The organism is Planctellipticum variicoloris (genome assembly GCF_030622045.1).
GTDB lineage: Bacteria > Planctomycetota > Planctomycetia > Planctomycetales > Planctomycetaceae > Planctellipticum > Planctellipticum variicoloris.
On record NZ_CP130886.1, the window covers coordinates 1516530 to 1536207 of the forward strand.

Sequence of the window (19678 nt, forward strand, 5' to 3'; positions counted from 1 at the left end):
AACGTATTCGTACGGCCAGTTCTGGACTGAAAGATTTTTTCGGAAAATCTTCGCCAGACCGGAAATTTCCTGTGCGCGGCGACCATTCTTGATAGCATTTCCGCCCTCACGCAGGGCTGGATGTCCTGCCGATCGATCGCAGCGAGAGAAGGGAAGCTGTCAATGCGAGATCCAGCACGACCGTCGATGTTTCAGGCGTTTCACGCCTGTCGTGACGAGTTGCCTCCGCCGGGGCCGTTGAGGCTTGTTGAGTCCTGCTGGCGGAAAACGTGAGCTTTGCTGGTGGAGCCGCATCCAGCGGCCCCCCAGACTTGACCGTCGCGCCGTTACGTCCGCGGTGCGTCGGTTCGTTTCTGAAATCGGTGACGTTCGACGTTTCAAGGTGGAATTCAGTGTATCAGGGGGGGCGGTCTTCGCACCGCCGGCAGGCTCATGGATGAGCTGCTCAGGACAGGAGGATCCGAGGATTATGTATCGCTATCAGGACGAGCTCGAACCGTTGATCAACGCCGCGAAAGAACGCGGCCACGCAACCTATACCGACGTCTGCGCCTATCTGCCGGACGAAGGAGGCGACCCTGCAATGGTCGAGGATCTGATCCTCGCCATGCAGGACTACGGCTTCGACATCATCGACGACGCCCGGCACGATGACGAGCCGGCCGAACCGATGACCGCGATGATGCTGGAGCCGCTGGCTTCGGCCTCCTCCCGCGATCCGATCCGCATGTATCTCAGCCAGATGGGGAACATCCCCCTCCTCTCCCGCGAGAAGGAAATTTATCTCGCCAAGCAGATCGAAGTCACCCGCAAGTGGTTCCGGCGGATCATGCTGGAATCCGATTTTGCACTGAATATTGCCGTCGAAACGATTCACAAAGTCCGCAACGGCGAACTGCCGTTCGAGCGGACGCTGCGGACCAGCGAAACCGAGAACGTCCGCAAGGAACAGATCCTCGGCCGGATGCCGCTGAACCTGCCGACGATCGAACGCCTGCTGGCCGACAACCGCAAGGACTTCGAAGAAACGCGGAATTCCGCACGCTCCGCCGACGAAGTCGCCGTCATCAAGGCCCGCATGAAGGTCCGCCGTCGCAAGCTGGCCATGCTCGTCGAAGAGCTCAGCGTGCGAACGCAGCGCCTGCAGCCGGTCCTGAAGCGGATGGATCAGATCGCCCGCCGAATCACCGACCTCCGCCAGTTCCTCGCCCATCCGGACCACCGCAGCGCCCTGGCCGCCTACCGCGACCGGGACGCCCTGGAGCGGGAACTGGAAGAACTCTCCGACATGGTCTGCGAGACCCCGGAAGAGTTCTGCCAGCGCGTCGCCCAGATGCGGTCCAAGTTCGACGCCTGGACCCGCGCCAAGCAGCAGCTTTCCGGCGGCAACCTCCGCCTCGTCGTCTCCATCGCCAAGAAGTACCGCAACCGCGGTCTCAGCTTCCTGGACCTGATCCAGGAAGGCAACGCCGGCCTGATGCGCGGCGTCGAAAAGTACGAATTCCGCCGTGGCTACAAGTTCTCGACCTACGCCACCTGGTGGATCCGCCAGGCGATCACTCGGGCCGTGGCCGATCACGCCCGCACGATCCGCATTCCGGTCCACATGTTCCAGAGCATCTCGCAGCTCAAGGCCAAGAGCGAAGCCATCCGCCAGGCGACCGGCCGCGAGCCGAGCATGGAGGAACTCGCCGAAGCCGTCGGGATGTCGATCGAAGACACCGAACGGATCATGAAAACCTGGCGACATCCGGTCAGCCTGGACACGCCCGTCGGCGAGAGCGAGGACAGCAGCTTCGGCGACTTCCTCGAAGACACGCGGGACAAGAGCCCCGCCGAGTCCGCCATGCACGAAATGCTGCGGGGCAAGATCGAGCATGTCCTCCGCAGCCTGACCTATCGCGAACGGGAAATCATCCGGCTCCGTTACGGCCTGGGCGACGGCTACAGCTACACGCTGGAAGAAACCGGGCGGATCTTCAACGTGACTCGCGAACGGATCCGGCAGATCGAGTCCAAGGCGCTCAAGAAGCTCCAGCACCACACGCGGGCCGACCACCTTCGGGGCTTCGTGCAGACGAATGCCGACGAAGATCTCCCCCTTCCGCTCGGAGCGGAAGAGGAAAGCGATTCGCTGGAGTTGGCCGCCGCGGGTTGAACGCTGCCCGGGAGGTTGTCGATTTCCCGAGCCCGCGTCTGACGAGGATGCGGGCTCGGTGTTTCTGTGAGCGAGGCGACGACGGGAGGTCGACGGTCAAGCCCGTGTTGACCGGGTGCGACCGCCGGAGCGATACTTCGAGGCAGGCTCAACCGGTCGATCCGGACGACGGCCAATCGGATTCCCCTGGCGGGAACGCAGGATGAACAATCAGCGACAGACTTGGTGCATCGCAATCGCACTGGCCTTTCTGGCCGCGCCGGCCCTTGGCGCACCGTCGAAAGCCCAGAAAAATGACGAGCAACGCGAGAATGCCGCAGTCAAGGAAGCCCGCAAGGAAGTCCATGCCGCTCAAGACCGGCAGCGCGCCGCCGCGAAGGCTGTCCGCGACGCCGAGCAGGCCCTGAATCAGGCCGAGCAGCAGCAACGCCGCGCCGCCGCGGAACTGCAGAAAACCGGCGAGCGGCTGGAGAACGACAACGCTGACCGCCTGGGCCTGACAACTTCTCGAAGCGCTCTCAAAGCGGCACAGGCGCAGCTCGACGCCGCCTCCCGGCCGGTCCTTCAGGAGGCGCGGCGAACGGCCGCAATCCTCGACGCTCAGGCGGCTTTGGATCGCGAGCGGACGCGGCTGGAATCCCTGCGACCGTCCGGCGTCGCGGCTGATCGAGCGGAACTGGCGCGTCTGACCGCCGCCCTCAATCGCCTCGAACGCGAATCGCTGGCCCGCGACAGTCGAACGCAGATCCACCAGAGAGCAGTCGACGAGGCCGAGGAGGTCGTGCGGAAACAACTCGCCAATGTCCAGCGGGAAACGGCCCGCTCGCCAGCCTGGCAGGCTGCGGAGCGGACCTTCGAATCCGCCAGACGCGACGTCGCCCAGGCCCGCCAGACCGTTGAGAAGCACCAGCGGGATCTTCAGGAGGCCGCTCGGGCCGTCGACCGGGCGGAACAGACCCTCGCGAAGAAGTCGGCAGCCGACGCGCGCGATCCGAACAATCGGAAAGGCAAACGGTAACGCCGACGGGGCCGGACGGAGTTCCGGCGAGAGCACACCAACCGCATCGTGGAGGTCCAGGGATGGACATGCTCGTGATTCGCGGGGGAATGCCCCTGCGGGGAACGCTCGCCGTCAGCGGGGCGAAAAACGCGGCCCTGCCGATCATGGCGGCTGCCCTCGCCGCGGACGGCCCCGTCGTCCTCCATAACGTCCCCGATCTCGTGGATGTGACTACGCTGGCCCGCGTCCTTGAATCCCTGGGAATGTCCGTCATTCAGGACGGTTCCGGACGAATCGAGCTGGAGACCCTCAGCCACGATCCCTGCCTCGCCGACTACGAACTGGTCCGCCGCATGCGTGCCAGCGTCTGCGTGCTGGGCCCGCTGCTCGGGCGACGCAAGCGAGCCTGCGTCTCGCTGCCGGGGGGCTGCAATATCGGTCACCGCCCCATCGACCTGCATCTGAAGGGGCTCCGCGCCCTCGGGGCCGAGATTTCCATCGAACGGGGCTATGTCTTCGCCCGCGCCGAGCGGCTCCGCGGCGCTCAGATTTACCTGGGAGGTCCGTTCGGCAGCACCGTCACCGGCACCTGCAACGTCATGTCCGCCGCGGTCTTCGCCGAGGGGGTGACGACCATTTCCGCCGCCGCCTGCGAGCCCGAAGTCATCGACGTCGGCAACTTCCTCAACGGCCTCGGAGCCCGCATCCAGGGGCTCGGAACTCCGGTGCTCACCATCGAAGGGGTCGAACGTCTTCACGGCGGCGAACACACCGTCATCCCCGATCGCATCGAGGCCGCCACGCTCCTCATGGCCGCCGCCATCACTGGCGGCTCGCTACGGCTCACCAACGTCTGTCGCGAACATCTCGCCGGGGTCCTCGACGTGCTGACTGCCACGGGCGCCGAGCTGGAGTTCGCTCCGGACTGCCTGCGAATTTCCCGGCCCGGGCCGTTGCGGCCGGCCGATATCACGGCGCTCCCATACCCCGGCATTCCCACCGACGTCCAGGCCCAGTTCACGGCCCTGCTGGCAGTCGCCCAGGGGATCAGCATCGTCACCGACAAGGTCTTTCCGGATCGCTTCCTCCACATCCCGGAGCTGATGCGGCTGGGGGCGAGCATCCGCCGGGAAGGGGCCAGCGCGATCCTGCAGGGCGTGCCGCAACTCAGCGGGACCTCGGTGATGGCTTCCGACCTGCGGGCCAGCGCCGCGCTGGTTCTCGCCGCCTTGGCCGCCGAAGGCGAAACCGTCGTCCGTCGAATTTATCACCTCGACCGCGGCTACGATCGGCTCGAACGGAAGTTGAACGCGATCGGGGCCGAGATCCGCCGGGTCGAGGATCGCCCGGAGAACATGCCCGCCAGCCTGCAGCTCAGCGCTGACGAACTCCCGCCGCCGACTGCGGACTGCAGCGATGGCCCCCCTCCCCCCAAATTCCTGTCTCGATCCCCCGGCGTCCGTCACGCGGAGTAGAATTCGCGACGGTATTCGAGGTGATTTTCGTAACTGGCACGGCATGGGTGGCCGGGGCAGGAGCGTTTTCGTGATGCCCCGGTTGTTCTCGCGAATCAACCTCCGGACCGGGGCTTCCCTTCGGTCCAGCCCCAGCCACCCCGCACTGTTTTGAGATCACTTCCGGAAAGTCCTGCGATGGCTCCTTCTCACCGCTACATCCTCGCCTCGCGGTCTCCCCGCCGCCGGGAGTTGCTGAGCCTGCTCGTCCCCCCCGAATCGATCGAAGTCCTCCCGCCGCCGACTTCGCGGGAGGCCGGTTTCGCCGAGCTGAGCGACCTCGACGCCATTCGATCGCGACTTCAGGAAATCGCATCGACCAAGGCCGACCAGGTCGTCAGGCAACTGGGCGAGCGTTTCGACAAATGTATCGTAGTCGCGGCGGACACCACGATCATCGCGACCGATCCCGAAACCCAGCGGCCGCACGTTCTGGAACAGCCGCCCGAGACGGACGAATGGCAGACCACAGTCCGGGACTGGTTCCGCCGGTATTACGCCGGTCGCTGGCACATCGCCGCGACAGCGCTCGACCTTCGAATCGGCCATAACCTTCCGATCCGCCGCGTCGTGGAAACACGCGTGGAATTTCGCTCGGACGTCGATCGCTGGCTCGACTGGTATCTGCAGACCGCAGAGTCCCGGGGGAAAGCGGGGGGCTACGCGATCCAGGGAGCCGGCAGCGTCTTCGTCTCCCGCGTCGAAGGGAGCCTCTCAAACGTCGTCGGTTTGCCGCTCGAAGTCCTCGCCGAATGCCTGAAGCTGGTCTCTATCGGGTGACTGCCGCCGCGGGCGCAGCTAAGATTGCCGCAACTGCCTGATTTCCGTCGAGACCTGAGACCATGAGCGACCGTTGGATTGCTGACCGGATGCATAAGATCGATGCGTCCGGCATCCGCAAAGTGTTCGACCTTGCGGCCAATATGCAGAGCCCGATCAATCTGAGCATCGGCCAGCCGCACTTTGACACTCCTGCGGAGGTCAAACAGGCCCTCTGCGACGCCGTCCAGGCCGGCAGGAACGTCTACAGCCAGACCCAGGGAATCAAGCCCCTGCTGGAGGCGCTCCAGGCTCAGGTCGCCCAGGAATACGACCATTCCGACCGGCAGATTTTCGTCACCAGTGGAACCAGCGGCGGGCTGATGCTGGCGCTGTCGACCCTCGTGAACCCCGGCGACGAAGTGATCTGCTTCGACCCCTGGTTCGTGATGTACAAACACCTGACAACCCTCGCGGGCGGCACGGTCAAGCTGATCGACACCTACCCGGACTTCCGCATCGACCTCAACAAAGTCCGCGAGGCGATCACGCCGCGGACGAAAGTCATTCTCTGCAACAGCCCCTGCAACCCCACCGGCTACGTCGCCACGGAAGAGGAGTTGAAGGGGCTCGCCCTGCTGGCGAAGGAACAGGACGTCGCCCTGATCAGCGACGAGATCTACCGCGTCTTCTGCTACGACCGCCCCTTCGTCAGCCCCGCCCGCTGGAACGATCAGACCATCGTGATCGACGGGTTCAGCAAATCGCACTCCATGACCGGCCTCCGTCTCGGCTGGGCCCACGGACCCGCTCATATCATTCAGCAGATGATCAAGCTGCAGCAGTTCACGTTCGTCTGCGCCCCGCAACCCGTCCAGTGGGCCGGCCTCGCCGCATTGAAAACCGATATCTCCGACCGCGTCGCCGAGTACCACCGCAAGCGCGACATGATGCTCCGCGAACTCGGCGGACTCTACGACATCCAGGGCGCCAGCGGAGCGTTCTATCTGTTCATCAAAGCCCCGTGGGGAACGGGCAGCGAATTCGTCGCCGAGGCGATCCGCAACGAACTGCTGATCATCCCCGGCAACGTCTTCAGCCAGCACGACACCCACTTCCGCGTGTCGTTCGCCGCGGAAGACGATACACTCGCCAAAGGCGTTGAAGTCCTCAAGCGCCTTGTCAGGCGCGGCTGATCTCCCTTCAGAGGGTCTCTCGAAACAGCATGACTGGCAGCGCAACAGCGGCAGCGTCGGAGTCCCCACCACCGCTCGCCGGGATGGCGTGGTTCGGTCCCGATCCCGGCTGGCGCATCGTCGACTTCCGCGAGCTGTGGAACTACCGCGAGCTGCTGCTGGTCTTCGCCGTCCGCGACCTCAAGGTCCGCTACCGCCAGGCGGTCGTCGGCATCGCCTGGGCCATCCTGCAGCCGGTGGCGACCATGCTCGTCTTCGTCGTCCTCTTCGGCTGGCTCGGCCGCCGCCCCGCCGCCGAAGGCGCGCCGTACGGACTCCTCGCCTACATCGGCATGCTGGTCTGGCAACTGTTCGCCTACTCCGTCCGTGAAGGGAGCGCCTCGCTGGTCGGCAATCGCGATCTGGTGACCAAAGTCTACTTCCCGCGCCTGCTGCTGCCAGCCGCCACGGTGGTCTGCGCTCTGGTCGATTTTCTGATCGCCCTGCTCGTCCTGATTCCGCTCATGATCGCCTTCAACGTCTCGCCCTCCGCTCGCCTGCTGCTCCTGCCCGCATTCCTCAGCCTCGCAATTCTCGCGGCTCTGGCCGGCAGCCTGTGGGCCGCCGCCCTCAACGCCCTCTATCGCGACATCGGCTACGTGATCCCCTTTCTGCTGCAGCTCGGGTTCTTTGCCGCGCCGGTCGTCTATCAGACCGACGCCCTCGTCCCGGAACGCTGGCGCTGGCTCTGGGGGCTCAACCCCCTCGCCGCCGCCATCGAAGGTTGCCGCTGGTCGATCGTCGTCCACCCCGGCGTATCCGGCCCGGACTGGAAGCTCCTGCCCGTTACGGCACTCGTCACGCTGGCGGTGCTGATCGCCGGACTGGCCTACCTCCGACGCGTCGAACGCTGGATTGCGGACCGGATCTGAACCCCATGCAGCCACCGGTGCTCAGCGTTGACCAGGTTTCCAAACGCTTCCGTCGCGGGACGGCCTCCTCGTACCTGCGATTCTCCGAACGACTCTGGGACGCCGCCCTGGGGGCCGTCCGCTGGTCCTGGACTCGCGATCGCTCGCCAACCGCCGATTCCCCCGAATTCTGGGCCCTCTCGGACGTCTCGTTCGACGTCCGCCCGGGCGAAGTCGTCGGAGTCATCGGCCGCAACGGCGCCGGCAAAAGCACGCTGCTCAAGATCCTCTCCCGCATCACCCGACCCACTTCGGGCCGCGTCGGCATGCGCGGGCGCGTCGGCAGCCTGCTCGAAGTCGGCACCGGCTTTCATCCCGAGTTGACCGGCCGCGAAAACATCTTCCTCAACGGCGCCATCCTGGGAATGACCCGCGCCCAGATTCGCAGCCGACTCGACGAAATCGTCGCCTTCGCGGAAATCGCGGCCTTTCTCGACACCCCCGTGAAGCGCTATTCGAGCGGCATGTACGTCCGACTCGCCTTCGCCGTCGCCGCGCATCTCGATCCCGAAATCCTGCTCGTCGACGAAGTCCTCGCCGTCGGCGACTACGCCTTTCAACGCAAGTGCCTCGGCAAAATGGAAGATGTTTCCCGATCCGGGCGGACTGTCCTCTTCGTCAGTCACAACATGACCGCCGTCAGCGGCCTCTGCACCCGCGCGATCCTGCTGGAACAGGGGCGGCTGGTCGACAACGGCCCCCCCGGCGAAGTCATTCGCCGCTTCCTCTCCGCCGGCGAAGTCCGCCAGTCCGAACGGACCTGGACCGCAGACGCCGCCCCCGGCAATCACCTGGTCCGGCTGAGGGCGATCCGGTTGATTCCTCAGGGCGGGACGATCGACCGGCCGCTGGACGTCGGAACCACCTTTGATATTCAGATCGAGTACGACAAGCTCAAGGCCGGGGGACACTCGAATGTCGCCCTCTATCTGTCCAATTTGCAGGGCATTTGTATTTTTAATACAGGCTCAGTACCCGAAAACCTCCCCCCGGGACGACTTGCGGCCAACGTCCGGATTCCAGGCCACCTGCTCAATAACGGCACGCACCAGTTGCGGATCATGCTCGCTGTCGACCTGTCTCCACAGGTCGACGTGGACGGCGTGCTGACCTTCGACGTTCACGATATCGAGCGCAAACTGCCCACGACCGGCGAATGGCCCGGCGCTGTCCGCCCCGATCTGGAATGGTCTGTCGTGCGGACCGCCGACCATCCGCCGACTGCGGCATCATCGTGAACCTTCCGGCCCCCTCGATCTGGTAATCCTGCATGACCGAATTTCAACGACACGAAATCGAGTGGACCTCCGAAAAGGTCACCCGTCTCTGGGATTTTTACGCGACCAACCGCTCGGTCACGTCCATGTACTTCGGTGCTCAGGCGGGACCGGCCGTGGCCAGATTCATCGACGATACGATCGGTTTCCGGCGCGTCCGGGCATTTCTCGATCTGAGCTGCGGCGTCGGTGATCTTCTCGCGGCCTGCCTCCCCTTCGTCAGTTCCAACTGTCGGCTGGTCGGCGTCGATTTTTCACCCGCAAGCGTCGCGTCGGCTTCGCAGCGACTGCAGAACGCAGTTCCCCGCCCGGATCTGCAGCACATCACCACATTCCCGACCCCATTCCATGCTGCGGACTTTGACCTCATCGTCATGACCGAGGTCGTCGAGCATCTCGACGACGCCGAACTGGCGACTACGCTCGACGAAGTCCTTCGACTGCTCGAACAGGGGGGGCACGTGGTGATTACGACACCCAATCGGGAAGACTACGATGCCGCCAAGGTCTGCTGTCCTGAGTGCGGCTGCGTGTTTCATCGGTGGCAGCATCGACGCGTCTGGACCGACACGCTGCTGCAGGACACGATGGAGCGGGCCGGGTTCCAGACGCTCCTGTCACGGCCGATCGCCTGGGGAAACATTCAAACGCAACCGGTCCCGCTGATCAAACGCCTGTGGAGAAAACTGATCTCCTCCGTGATTCCATTGCTGCCGGAAACGGGGCTGGTCTACGTCGGGCGAAAACCCTGAGAGCTCGCGTCGTCAAATCATGGTTCTTGAGGAACGCGCGTCACGCGCCAATCGTCGTTAACTTCCGCTATGAGAGGCTTGATTGAAGTCGACCTCATTGGATCTTGATCTCGGTCTCCAGGCGAACGGGCAGTGTCCGCCCCGCCCACTCCGCGTCCTCTTCGCCATCGGCACAATGGGGGGCGGCGGCGCCGAACGCCAGCTTCTCACCCTGCTCCAGCGGCTCGACCGGACGAAGTTCCAACCCCTGCTGTGGCTCTGCTACCGCAAGGGCGAACTGCTGAATCTCGTGCCCGCAGACGTCCCGATCTATGCCCCCTGGGATGCATTCGTCCGCTCCATTGTCGGACGGCTCGCGCAGCGGTTCCGGCTCGGTCGCGTCGTTCGCGCCCGGCAGATGGCGCGCCTGCTGCACGCCGAGCGGATCGATGTCATCTATGACCGCACGTTTCTGATGACGCTCGACACGGCCGCCGCCTGTCGACTCCGACCGACTCCCCGCATCTCCGCCTGCGTCGCCGACCCCGCAACCGAGCTGGCCCTCTACGGCCGCCAGTGGCCCAGCCTCTGGCGCAAGCTGGCCCGACGCGCCTTCGCCACCGCCAGCCGCGTCACCGCCAACTCCGCCGGACTCCGCCAGAGACTGGTCGAGATTCTGGACCTGACTCCCGACCAGATCGCCGTGATTCCCAACGGCATCGACCTCCTAGAAGTCGAGCGCCGTGCGGCCGAATTCACCCCCGACTGGCCCGCCGACCGCTGGCACTTCGTCACCGTCGGCCGCATCGACGAGAACAAGGGACACCGCTTCGTTCTGCAGGCGCTGGCGGACCTCGTCCACCAGGGCGGTCTCCGTCAGATCCAATGGCACGTCGTCGGCCAGGGGCCCGATGTGCCGGAGCTTCAAACGCTCGCCGCCGACCTGGAATTGACCGATCACGTCGTCTGGGAAGGGTTTCAATCGAACCCCTTCCCGCTCTACCGCGCCAGTCGGTTACTGGTGCTCGCTTCACTCTCGGAAGGCCTGCCCAACGTGCTGCTGGAGGCAATGGCCTGCCGCACTCCCGTCCTCTCGACCGACTGCCCCAGCGGCCCGCGCGAGATCCTCGACGACGGCCGTTGCGGCCGCCTGGTCTCCCCAGGCGACAGCCACGCCCTGGCCGACGCCATTGCCGACTGCATCGCCCATCCCGACGCCTGGCAGTCGTATGTCCCGACGGCTCGCCACCGCGTCGAACAGGCCTACTCTGTCGAGGAAAGTGTGGCCGCTGTGGAAACGCTGCTGCTGCAGGTAACAGCCGCCAGCCATTCGGCGCAATGACCTGCAAGCCAGATGAAATGAGCCCCGCAGCATCGTCTGCTGCGGGGCTCTGTCTCGCTCACATTTTCCGACGGGGCAGGTCGGTTGGACTGCTGAAATCCCATACCTCCCGCGTTCTCTTCTCGGCTCCTTCGCGGCGAAAACTTCTTCTTGTCCGAGAGCGTGGACTACCGACCGGCATTCTTCGGCTTTGGGGCCGGCCAGAGCGGCGATGTGACGTGCGCCTCGTCCATGAACTTCACGCCCTGCGCGGCAATCTCAGGCTGGTCTTTCGCCAGATCGTGCTCTTCGCCGAGGTCGCTGGCGAGGTTGTAAACCTGCGCCGGGCCGGTCCCGAATGGCTTGCGAATGACTTTCCAGTCGCCGAAGCGGACCGCTTGCAAAGAACCTCCTTCGTAGAATTCCCAGTACAGATACTCGTGCTGCTTCTGCTCTGCAGAACGCCCCAGCAATTCGGGGGCGAAGCTGATTCCATCGAGATTCTGCGGCGGCGTTCCACCGGCAATTTCGACGAACGTCGGAAAGAGGTCGCCGAAGTAGCCGACGAATTTCGACTCTTTTCCGGCCGGCACATGGCCGGGCCAGCGGGCGATCAGCGGCACGCGGACGCCGCCGTCCGTCAAGTCGCGCTTGTAGCCGCGAACGGGGCCGTTGGGATTGAAGAACGTAGGATCCTGGCCGCCCTCTTTATGGGGACCGTTGTCGGAACTGAAGAGCACGAGCGTTTTGTCGTCGATCCTCAGTTCTTTCACGCGATCCAGCAGCCGGCCGACGTCCGCATCCATCCGGGTGATCATCGCCGCCTGGCCCTTGAGCGGACTGCTCCAGTCGCGGTCGGCGTAGGGGCCGTAATCGGGGACTTCCTGGCCGTCCTTCAGTTCCCGCGTCCGCTCGTTGTTGGCATGCGGCACGGTCAGAGCCAGATACAGGAAGAACGGGCGCTGGCTGTTGGCCTCGACGAACTTGAGCGCCTCCGCAGCGAACAGATCGCCCGCGTACTCCACGCGCGTCGTCGCATAGCCCGCCCCGCTGTCTCCGATCGGAACGATGACATTCTGCAGCGGGACGCGCGTCTCGCCGCGCCAGAGATGATCCGGGAAGTGGTTGTGGGCGTGCTGCTGGTCGAGGAAGCCAAAGAATTCGTCAAAGCCCTGCCGGTTGGGATGGCCGGTGTCGCCGACCTCTCCCAGCCCCCATTTTCCGACGAGGCTGGTACGGTATCCCAGATCGTGGAGCCGTTCCGCGACGGTCACATCCTCCGGCAGCAGAGTCTGCGGCGCGCGGTTTGTGCGAGGCGCATTGCCGCGGACGCGGGTGTGACCGGTGTGTTGACCCGTCATCAGGACGCTGCGGGATGGTGCGCAAACCGTTGCTCCCGCGTAGAAGTCGGTGAATCGCATTCCCTCGCGGGCCATGCGGTCGAGACGCGGCGTCTGAATCAGCGTCTGGCCGTAGCAGCCGAGATCGCCGTAGCCGAGATCGTCGGCAAGGATGAAGATGATATTCGGCTTTGGAGTCTGCTCCGCGGCCAGCGCGGGAACAGCATGCAGCAGGAGCAGGCCGATTGTCGGCGCAATGAGTCGTCGGGCGATCGATGGCATCGGACACGTCCCTCCGCGGATGTCGTACTCAGACGGGGCCGGAGGGATTGTCGCCCGCGAGCGGGGGCCAGGTCAAATCGATGGGGGATCGACGTCCATGGGAGCTTGGCGGGCCAGCTTCTCAATCAGCAGGCCGCAATGAATCCCTATTCCCCATCTCCATTCATGATCGCGAGCGCCGCCGCCACTGCGAGCTCGTCGCAACGCTCGTTCTCGGGATGACCCGCGTGTCCGCGGACGTGCGTAAAACGAACTTTGTGCTTTGTCAGCAGTTCGTCGAGCTGCTGCCACAGCTCGCAATTCTTGACCGGCTTGAACGCCTTTCCTTCCCGTCGGCGCCAGCCGTTGGCTTTCCAGCCCTTCATCCACTCGGTGCAACCCTGCGCGACGTAGGAACTGTCGGTGACGACTTCGACGTCGGAACGGGATTTCAGTGATTCCAGTCCGCGGATGACCGCCAGCATTTCCATCTGGTTGTTGGTGGTCAGGAGCTGGCCGCCGGCCAGCTCCTTCTCCTTCCCCGAGGCGGGATGGCGCAGAATGCACGCCCAGCCGCCGGGGCCCGGATTGCCGCGACAGGCCCCGTCCGTAAAGAGCTGTACGAACGGCAGAGCGGAACCGGACGAGGATGCAGACGTCACGGCGCACTGCTCACTGGAATGAGGCCGGGAAAACACAACGTCGGACCGGCCGACGGCTAGCGCTCGCGGTAGATGATGCGACCGCGATTCAGATCGTACGGCGAGACCTCGACGACGACGCGATCGCCCGGCACGATACGGATAAAGTGCTTGCGCATCTTCCCCGCGACGTGGGCCATCACGGTGTGTCCATTCGTCAGCTCAACACGAAACTGCGTGTTGGCGAGCGCTTCGACCACATTGCCTTCAACTTCAATGGCCTCTTCTTTGGCCATAACCTGACGTCCTCTCGTACGGCTCGGAAATCCAGCGAAGCGACCAGTATAGCCCCCATCGGGCGCGTGATCCAAGCGTCAACCGGCAACTTCCTTCCAGAAAAGGGGTTCGGAGCGATCCGCAGAACCGGCCCGACTGGAATATCCCGACCTCCCGGAAGAACCGCCGGAGAATTCCGCTCCCGCGTCGTCGAAAGAATTTGCCCAGCCCGGAAATGCGGAGCAGGCTCACCAAGGAAGATTCCCGGCAGTCAGGAATTCGGGCCAACCGTTCCATAGCTAGACTCGTCGAAGGGCCCCCCCGATGAATCACGTCAGTCAATTTCTCCAGGATGATTCCGCAGCGACGGCGGTCGAATATGCCGTCATGCTCGCCCTGATCCTCCTGGCCTGCATCGGCGCCATCACTACGTTCGGCACCGGACAGGGGTCGAAATGGTCTCTGATCGATACCAAACTCGACGACGCCGGAATCTAGGCGGAATTGCAGCCCCCCCCTTGTCCAGCCCGCTTCGAATATCGACTTTCAGTCGTCCCCTCTCGATGTCTCCGGTTCCCGCTCCATTCCGGCCGCTCACACCAACTTCGTCTCGCACCCAGTCCATCGCACTCCGCCGGCATCTCCCACGCCGGTTTGTTTGCTAGCATGGAATTCCAGGAATCCCGCGATTCCCCGCGTCGGTTCCTCGGAATCTTCACACGCCTCCCGGTTTCCCACCAGTACGGTCAAAAGCAATGGCGCGGGCATGGATCGCCTTGGGCGGCAATCTGGGGAACGTCCCCCAGACTTTCCGCGCCGCCTGCCTTTCGCTGTCCCGGCAACCCGAACTGGAGCTCATCCGCTCCAGCGGGATCTACCGGACGGCTCCCGTCGGCGACGACGCAGGAAGCGCCTTCTTCAACGCCGCCACCGCCTGGGAAACCGCGCTTTCCCCGCTGGAGCTCCTCCAGCGACTGCAGCAGGCAGAAGACGCCGCCGGCCGGACGCGCGATCTCCGCTGGGGACCCCGCCCCCTCGACCTCGATCTGATTCAGTTTGGCGACACGATCGTCCAGAAACCCCAGCTCACCGTGCCTCACCCCGCCGCCTGGTATCGCCGCTTCGTCCTCGATCCCGTCTGCGAGTTCGCCCCCGACGTCCGGCATCCCCTCCATTGGAAGCCCTGGGGAGAGCTGCGACAACGACTGCTGCCCAGACCGCTCCGAGTCGCCATTTTCGGCGGATCCGCCGTTGACCGGACCGCGATTGTCGCAACTCTCAAACCGGCGTTCCCCGCCGCAGACTTGCGCGTCGCCGAATCGGCGTACGAAGTTCCCGACGCCGGCCTCAGAATCTGGCTCGGGCCGACAACCGACGGCGTCGAATCTCAGCCCCCCCCGCTCTCGGTCAACGGCAGCAGTTGGGGCGCACAGTCGATCGAGCAGGCCCGGTATGTGCTGACTTCCGCACTCGACGTACCGGAACGCATCGGCGACTGGCCCGCGGCCCCCGCCATCTGACGCCCCCGGGGGCAATCACTCCGGCAGCAGTCGCGGCGGAGCAGCCTGTTCCGGGGCCTCAGGAATCTCGGCGAACGGATCAGCCGACTCCTCTTCTTCCGGATCGACGACGGCGCTGACCTGCTGAATCGTCGCTTTCGACTGCTTCCGGGGCGCCTCCACCCAGCCTTCCGGAGGCCTCGCTTCACCGCGTGCCAGTTCGTTCCGGAACGTCTGCTTCACCGCCAGCCGATCCGCGTCCTCCGGGCCCGCAATCAGCACAACCTCATCAACCAGCCAGCGTTCGTATTCGCGAACCAGACGCACCTGGGCGCCATATCGGGCATCCCCGAGCTGAAGCTCCGCCTGCTTCTCGCCGATCGTCATCGACTTGACCGCCGACGACATGAACGTGTCCGCGGAAAATCCCGAGTCCGGCAGGAACCGCGCCTGGCTCCAGACCATCCGATTGAAATCCTCCGACGTGCTCCGTCGCAGCAACTCCAGCGCCGGCCCTTGCTCCGCCGCATCGCGACCGATCGCTACGCCCGCCGCAAAATTGGCGACCGGAATCAGCAGCTCCATCGTCGTCTTGACCGACGCCGGTCGTCCCGGCGACTGCCACAAAATATCGTCCACATAGAATCGCCCGAACTCCTCCCGGAGCATGTACGTCACCGGCTGACCGCCGCAATCCGCAACCACCTTCGTCAGCGATCCCTGGAACGTCGTCTCCGTCACCTTCAGCTTGGGAGAATCGAACAGTTCCAACGGCATCGCCGTCATCGTCGCCGCGTTGAGCTGCGCCCAGATCCGTTGACGGAAATCGCGCGTCGTGCAATGGCGGAGCTGCGCGAGATCCCGATCCGCCAGCGCCTTCACGAACAGCTCCAGCATGGCGCGGGACGTGAAAAGCGCCGCCAGCCGCTGCTCCTGTTTGCTCTCGATGTCGTAAATCGTGACGTCGGTCACCTCGAACTTCGTCGGATCGTTGAGATTCTCCTTCTCCGTCTCGTGCATGTTGATCTGCACGATCTGGAAGTCGTTCTTCAGAATGAAGTCGGCCCGGAGATCCTGGACTTTGACGTCCAGATCGAAGTCCGACAGCGTCGGATGAGGCAACTGGACCGACTTCAGGTCGCCGACCGAAAGGGCGCCCTCGTAAAACTCCTCGGCCACCAGTCCTTTAAGCCGGTCGTGCTCTGCGCTGTCGTAGGCCGCCAGAAAATCGACGCAAGTGCCAACCGAAATCGCCAGCTTCCGCAGCGACGGAATATGCTGCGCATCGTCGCGGGAATCGACCCCGACGTCATGTACCAGCCAGGTCCCATCCACCAGCTCCAGCGACAGCGCAACTTCCCCAGCCCCCCGCGCCAGACGGACGACCGCTTTCGTTTCGTCCATCTCCGCCTTCGGCTGAAACCGACTGCCGGGCGAACGCCGTTCGACCACGTCCCCCGTCACCCGCGCCAGGTAACTCGGCGGCAGCTTCTCCAGAGCGGCCCGAAACTCGGGCGTCGTATTCGCGAAAATGTCGGTCCGATCCCCGCTCTGCCAGTGATCCAGAAACTCGCGCACCGTCAGCAGCAGATCCATCTGCTCGGTCACCGACTTGTACGCTTCGATTCCTCGCTTCTTCTGACGCAGGTAAATGTCGTCGACGACCCACGTCCCTTTCGAGTTCTTCGTTATCTCGTAAAACAGCTCCTGCTTCATCTCGCCGACTTCGACCGTCACCTTCTTCCGCGACGGAGAAATCTCTTTCACTTCCACCACGGACACCTTGCCGTCCGGCAGCCGCAGGATCTTCAGATCCTGCAATGCATCCGTCGAACGGAGCGCCTTCTCGGCAAACTGCGGCGAAGTCTGACTCTTCAGCGTCTCCAGATTTCCCGTCTGGACGCCGTCGGCGAACCTCTGGATCGTCCGCGTCTCCATGAGATGCGAACAACCGGCCCCGACGCACAGCAGTGCGGTCGAGACCAGGCCGCCCAGGAGGTACCTGTCCATGCGTGCCATCCTTGGTTCCGAAACGAGTCCGGTCGCCGACCACGACCGGGCCGGCGGCATGAATTGAAATCGGTGAAACGAAAATCTTCGAGAAAGGGGAGAATCGGCTTCTCCCAGAATCGCCACGACCGGTCAAGCCGATTGAGACGGCAGCCGGGACTCAAACTGGACGGTTTCCTCTCCTGCACGTCCCGACCGGCGAAACCTGCCGAACCGCCGCCCGAATGCCGTCGACAACCCGCTTCCCGCCGCAAACCTCGAAGATCCGTTCATGAAGACGAGACGCCGCTGAGGAACCCGATCAGCTCCTCGCAAACTCCCGTCAAACCCTTGTACTTCAGCATCTCCGCGGGCATCGTTCGCAGCGCGCGGCTCAGCCGCCGCCGCTTCTCCGCCGACTGCATCAGCTCCATCAGCGGCCGGACAACCACCCGAATTCCAAACAGCACCCCTCCCGACGCCGGCAGCGACAGAATCGCCTGATCCTCCCGCCGGACCCAGATCCGCTCCAGATCGATCGGAGTCTCCAGCCGCCGCGAGTGGCGGTCGGGATGTTCGTTCCGCTCCGCCGTTCCCGCCAGCCCCCAGTTCGACCGCAGCCAGCAGCTTCCCCGTTTCATGCGCGCCAGATAGCGATGGATCGCCGTTCCTAAGTGGCCATTCAGCCCCGGAACCGGTCCGTGCACGTCGTCGAGTGGAAGGCCGATCTTGTCCGTCAGTCGCCAGTACGAGGGAAAACAGACGCAGCCCGCGACAACCGCCATCCGCCCGCCCTCATCCGGCGCCAGCACCACCAGATCCGGCTCGAGCTGTTGCCCCAGCTCAGTGAGTCGCCCCAGTTCGTCTCCGGCGGCGTGCGACGACACGCAACCCCATCCGCCCGCCAGCAACTCGACCTCGTTCAGCCCCGGTCCCGAGCTCGCCCCCGCTGCTGCATACCTTGCGGGATTTTCCTGGAGCCAACGCCGGCGTTCCGCCAGCAATCCCTCCCGGTCAGCCGACGGGCCGAAGAACTCCGCTGCGTCACCCTCCCGAATTCCCAGCGAGAACCGAAAATCTTCATCCGGTAACGCCGACAGATCGGGATCGTCCGATGTCATCTTGCGACCCTCACAACTCACCAACAATCGACGCCTCCGCCGGCGAACCTGCGGCACACATTGACCGCGGAACCGGCCCGAATCCAGCCTCATTCCGTCAGCCGGTGGCTCCGTTCCGCGATCGCGGAGCGCCCGCCGGTCGGCCGCCAGGCGGCGGCTCCAATTCTTCCACAGTATTCAACGGCAACTGGGGTTGCGGCCTTCCACCGGTTTCACGATGATCGCACCGGAACAGGCCGACCTTACCCGTACTGAAATCATTGCAACGACTTATCGCCTGCCGGGTTCCGTGCGGACCTCGGTCATCCGCGTCCGTCAGACAAGGGCTGCAAAAATCGAATGCGACGCACAATGGCACCGCAACGTGCTCCCGTTTGAACCCCCCTGGTGGCTCCGCGGCGGACACGCCCAGACGTTAGCCGGTGCACTCTGGCCGGCCCGGCTGCCGAAATACCGGGCCGTCGCCCGTCCCGTCGTCATGCACGATGGAGATGCCGTCATCGTCCACGATGACTGTCCGACCGGCTGGCGACCCGGAGACCGCGCCGCATTGCTCGCTCACGGTCTCGGCGGTTCTTCACTCAGCCCGCTCCTTGTCCGACTGGTCGAAAAACTGAATCAACGCGGCGTGCGCGTCTTCCGGCTCGACATGCGCGGCTGCGGCGCCGGCGCGAACCTGGCCCGCCGCCCCTACCACGCCGGCCGTTCCGACGATCTTGCCGAGGTGGTCCGATCGGTCCTCGGCTGGTGCGACGCCGAAGCCCCGTCGGGCGTCGAAACGCCGCTGGTCCTGTTCGGAGTCTCGCTGAGCGGAAATATCCTGCTGAAGTATCTCGGCGAGAATCCGGAACAGGTCCCGTCGCAGGTCACCCGCGCCATCGCCGTCAATCCCCCGATTGACCTGGCCCGCAGCGTCAGCACCCTCTCGGGTCCGATCAACCGCTGGTACGACCGCCATTTCGTCGGCTCGCTTGGCAAACATCTGGCCGAGCACCTCCAGCGCTTTCCGGATGCCCATACCCCCTGCCCGCGAACCCGTCCGCGGCGCATGCACGAGTTTGATGACTGGTACACAGCCCCGATGGGCGGCTTCGAGAACGGAGCCGAATACTACCAGCGCTGCAGCGCCGCCCAGTTCATCCCCGGCATCCAGGTCCCGACAACCATTCTGACGTCGCGCGACGATCCGATGGTGCCGGTCGAAACCTTCGAAGCCGAGCAGAGCTCCTGGCCCGACACGGTCCGATTGACGATTTCGAACGGCGGCGGCCATGTCGGCTACATCGCCCGAAAAGGTCTCGACCCGGACATCTACTGGCTCGATTGGCGCGTCGTCGAATTCGTCATGGCCGGCCAACAGGCCAACCTCGCCCCCGACGCTTCAATCATCAGCCGCCTGCAATTCGCCGAGAAGCTCTCGGCGTAGGGGGCGAAGCACGCCGCAATCTGATGGGCATCGCTCGAGAACTGCCGGCAGCGACGGTCCGCCTCGTCCCTTGTTGCGATCGAGTCTCCGCAAGCCCGTCATAGGCGATTGCGCGGAACGCGACTTGCCCCACGGGTTGCACGCCACATCTGGCGTCAAGAAACTGCCAAGCAGTCGGGATGTTTGCAGAACGATCAACAAGCGACCGTGCCCGTTTCG

Annotated in this window: 17 protein-coding genes; 12 read left to right on the forward strand and 5 right to left on the reverse strand. The window is 64.2% G+C overall.

The annotated features are described in order from the left end of the window. The first annotated feature begins 469 nt into the window (after positions 1 to 469). The 9 genes from SH412_RS05955 (at position 470) to SH412_RS05995 (ending at position 10927) form a co-directional block, all read left to right on the forward strand. On the forward strand, positions 470 to 2158 hold the full coding sequence (locus SH412_RS05955; protein ID WP_336522596.1) for a sigma-70 family RNA polymerase sigma factor: 1689 nt from the start codon (positions 470 to 472) through the stop codon (positions 2156 to 2158). Between the two features lie 202 nt (positions 2159 to 2360). Then, positions 2361 to 3176: a coiled-coil domain-containing protein gene (locus SH412_RS05960; RefSeq protein ID WP_336522597.1), complete on the forward strand. Its 816-nt coding sequence runs from the start codon at positions 2361 to 2363 to the stop codon at positions 3174 to 3176. A 62-nt stretch (positions 3177 to 3238) separates the two neighbouring features. Then, entirely contained in the window at positions 3239 to 4633 is a 1395-nt protein-coding gene (gene murA, locus SH412_RS05965; protein ID WP_336522598.1) for a UDP-N-acetylglucosamine 1-carboxyvinyltransferase, read from the forward strand. 177 nt (positions 4634 to 4810) lie between these two features. Then, entirely contained in the window at positions 4811 to 5452 is a 642-nt protein-coding gene (locus SH412_RS05970; protein ID WP_336522599.1) for a Maf family protein, read from the forward strand. A 62-nt stretch (positions 5453 to 5514) separates the two neighbouring features. Then, a complete protein-coding gene (locus tag SH412_RS05975; protein ID WP_336522600.1) occupies positions 5515 to 6627 on the forward strand; it encodes a pyridoxal phosphate-dependent aminotransferase in 1113 nt (370 codons plus the stop codon). Positions 6628 to 6656: 29 nt separating this feature from the next. Then, positions 6657 to 7538 carry an ABC transporter permease gene (locus SH412_RS05980; RefSeq protein WP_336522601.1) on the forward strand — a complete coding sequence of 294 codons (882 nt, stop codon included), beginning with the start codon at positions 6657 to 6659 and terminating at the stop codon, positions 7536 to 7538. Positions 7539 to 7543: 5 nt separating this feature from the next. Beyond that, positions 7544 to 8815 (forward strand): ABC transporter ATP-binding protein, encoded by a 1272-nt coding sequence (locus tag SH412_RS05985; RefSeq protein ID WP_336522602.1) that lies wholly within the window; start codon positions 7544 to 7546, stop codon positions 8813 to 8815. 32 nt (positions 8816 to 8847) lie between these two features. Next, positions 8848 to 9606 (forward strand): class I SAM-dependent methyltransferase, encoded by a 759-nt coding sequence (locus SH412_RS05990; RefSeq protein WP_336522603.1) that lies wholly within the window; start codon positions 8848 to 8850, stop codon positions 9604 to 9606. Positions 9607 to 9703: 97 nt separating this feature from the next. Then, on the forward strand, positions 9704 to 10927 hold the full coding sequence (locus SH412_RS05995; RefSeq protein ID WP_336522604.1) for a glycosyltransferase: 1224 nt from the start codon (positions 9704 to 9706) through the stop codon (positions 10925 to 10927). 167 nt (positions 10928 to 11094) lie between these two features. On the opposite strand, the gene SH412_RS06000 is transcribed toward SH412_RS05995, so the two are convergent. From SH412_RS06000 to infA, 3 genes are all read right to left on the reverse strand, one after another. After that, the gene (locus SH412_RS06000) at positions 11095 to 12528 is read right to left on the reverse strand and encodes an arylsulfatase (protein WP_336522605.1); all 1434 of its coding nucleotides are present in this window, start codon (positions 12526 to 12528) and stop codon (positions 11095 to 11097) included. A gap of 146 nt (positions 12529 to 12674) precedes the next feature. Next, positions 12675 to 13169 carry a ribonuclease HI gene (gene rnhA / locus SH412_RS06005; protein WP_336522606.1) on the reverse strand — a complete coding sequence of 165 codons (495 nt, stop codon included), beginning with the start codon at positions 13167 to 13169 and terminating at the stop codon, positions 12675 to 12677. A 56-nt stretch (positions 13170 to 13225) separates the two neighbouring features. Beyond that, the gene (gene infA / locus SH412_RS06010; protein ID WP_336522607.1) at positions 13226 to 13444 is read right to left on the reverse strand and encodes a translation initiation factor IF-1; all 219 of its coding nucleotides are present in this window, start codon (positions 13442 to 13444) and stop codon (positions 13226 to 13228) included. A 304-nt stretch (positions 13445 to 13748) separates the two neighbouring features. Between infA and SH412_RS06015 the strand changes: the two genes are divergently transcribed. Then, positions 13749 to 13922 carry a Flp family type IVb pilin gene (locus SH412_RS06015; RefSeq protein ID WP_336522608.1) on the forward strand — a complete coding sequence of 58 codons (174 nt, stop codon included), beginning with the start codon at positions 13749 to 13751 and terminating at the stop codon, positions 13920 to 13922. A gap of 257 nt (positions 13923 to 14179) precedes the next feature. After that, the gene (gene folK / locus SH412_RS06020; RefSeq protein ID WP_336522609.1) at positions 14180 to 14944 is read left to right on the forward strand and encodes a 2-amino-4-hydroxy-6-hydroxymethyldihydropteridine diphosphokinase; all 765 of its coding nucleotides are present in this window, start codon (positions 14180 to 14182) and stop codon (positions 14942 to 14944) included. Positions 14945 to 14959: 15 nt separating this feature from the next. Here the strand turns inward: folK and SH412_RS06025 are convergent, their stop codons facing one another. After that, positions 14960 to 16933, reverse strand: coding sequence for a hypothetical protein (locus tag SH412_RS06025; RefSeq protein WP_336522610.1), 1974 nt, complete (start codon positions 16931 to 16933; stop codon positions 14960 to 14962). Positions 16934 to 17202: 269 nt separating this feature from the next. Continuing rightward, a complete protein-coding gene (locus SH412_RS06030; RefSeq protein ID WP_336522611.1) occupies positions 17203 to 18033 on the reverse strand; it encodes a heme-dependent oxidative N-demethylase subunit alpha family protein in 831 nt (276 codons plus the stop codon). A gap of 364 nt (positions 18034 to 18397) precedes the next feature. Between SH412_RS06030 and SH412_RS06035 the strand changes: the two genes are divergently transcribed. Beyond that, entirely contained in the window at positions 18398 to 19459 is a 1062-nt protein-coding gene (locus SH412_RS06035) for a YheT family hydrolase (protein ID WP_336522612.1), read from the forward strand. Positions 19460 to 19678 lie beyond the last annotated feature (219 nt).

Bases quoted from the DNA above. Each gene is read 5' to 3' on its own strand.
- infA (WP_336522607.1), bottom strand. From the start codon at position 13,444: ATGGCCAAAGAAGAGGCCATTGAAGTTGAAGGCAATGTGGTCGAAGCG.
- SH412_RS05980 (WP_336522601.1), top strand. From the start codon at position 6,657: ATGACTGGCAGCGCAACAGCGGCAGCGTCGGAGTCCCCACCACCGCTC.
- SH412_RS05960 (WP_336522597.1), top strand. From the start codon at position 2,361: ATGAACAATCAGCGACAGACTTGGTGCATCGCAATCGCACTGGCCTTT.
- folK (WP_336522609.1), top strand. From the start codon at position 14,180: ATGGCGCGGGCATGGATCGCCTTGGGCGGCAATCTGGGGAACGTCCCC.
- SH412_RS05955 (WP_336522596.1), top strand. From the start codon at position 470: ATGTATCGCTATCAGGACGAGCTCGAACCGTTGATCAACGCCGCGAAA.
- SH412_RS05970 (WP_336522599.1), top strand. From the start codon at position 4,811: ATGGCTCCTTCTCACCGCTACATCCTCGCCTCGCGGTCTCCCCGCCGC.
- SH412_RS06025 (WP_336522610.1), bottom strand. From the start codon at position 16,933: ATGGACAGGTACCTCCTGGGCGGCCTGGTCTCGACCGCACTGCTGTGC.
- SH412_RS06030 (WP_336522611.1), bottom strand. From the start codon at position 18,033: ATGACATCGGACGATCCCGATCTGTCGGCGTTACCGGATGAAGATTTT.
- murA (WP_336522598.1), top strand. From the start codon at position 3,239: ATGGACATGCTCGTGATTCGCGGGGGAATGCCCCTGCGGGGAACGCTC.
- SH412_RS05990 (WP_336522603.1), top strand. From the start codon at position 8,848: ATGACCGAATTTCAACGACACGAAATCGAGTGGACCTCCGAAAAGGTC.
- SH412_RS06015 (WP_336522608.1), top strand. From the start codon at position 13,749: ATGAATCACGTCAGTCAATTTCTCCAGGATGATTCCGCAGCGACGGCG.
- SH412_RS06000 (WP_336522605.1), bottom strand. From the start codon at position 12,528: ATGCCATCGATCGCCCGACGACTCATTGCGCCGACAATCGGCCTGCTC.
- SH412_RS05975 (WP_336522600.1), top strand. From the start codon at position 5,515: ATGAGCGACCGTTGGATTGCTGACCGGATGCATAAGATCGATGCGTCC.
- SH412_RS05985 (WP_336522602.1), top strand. From the start codon at position 7,544: ATGCAGCCACCGGTGCTCAGCGTTGACCAGGTTTCCAAACGCTTCCGT.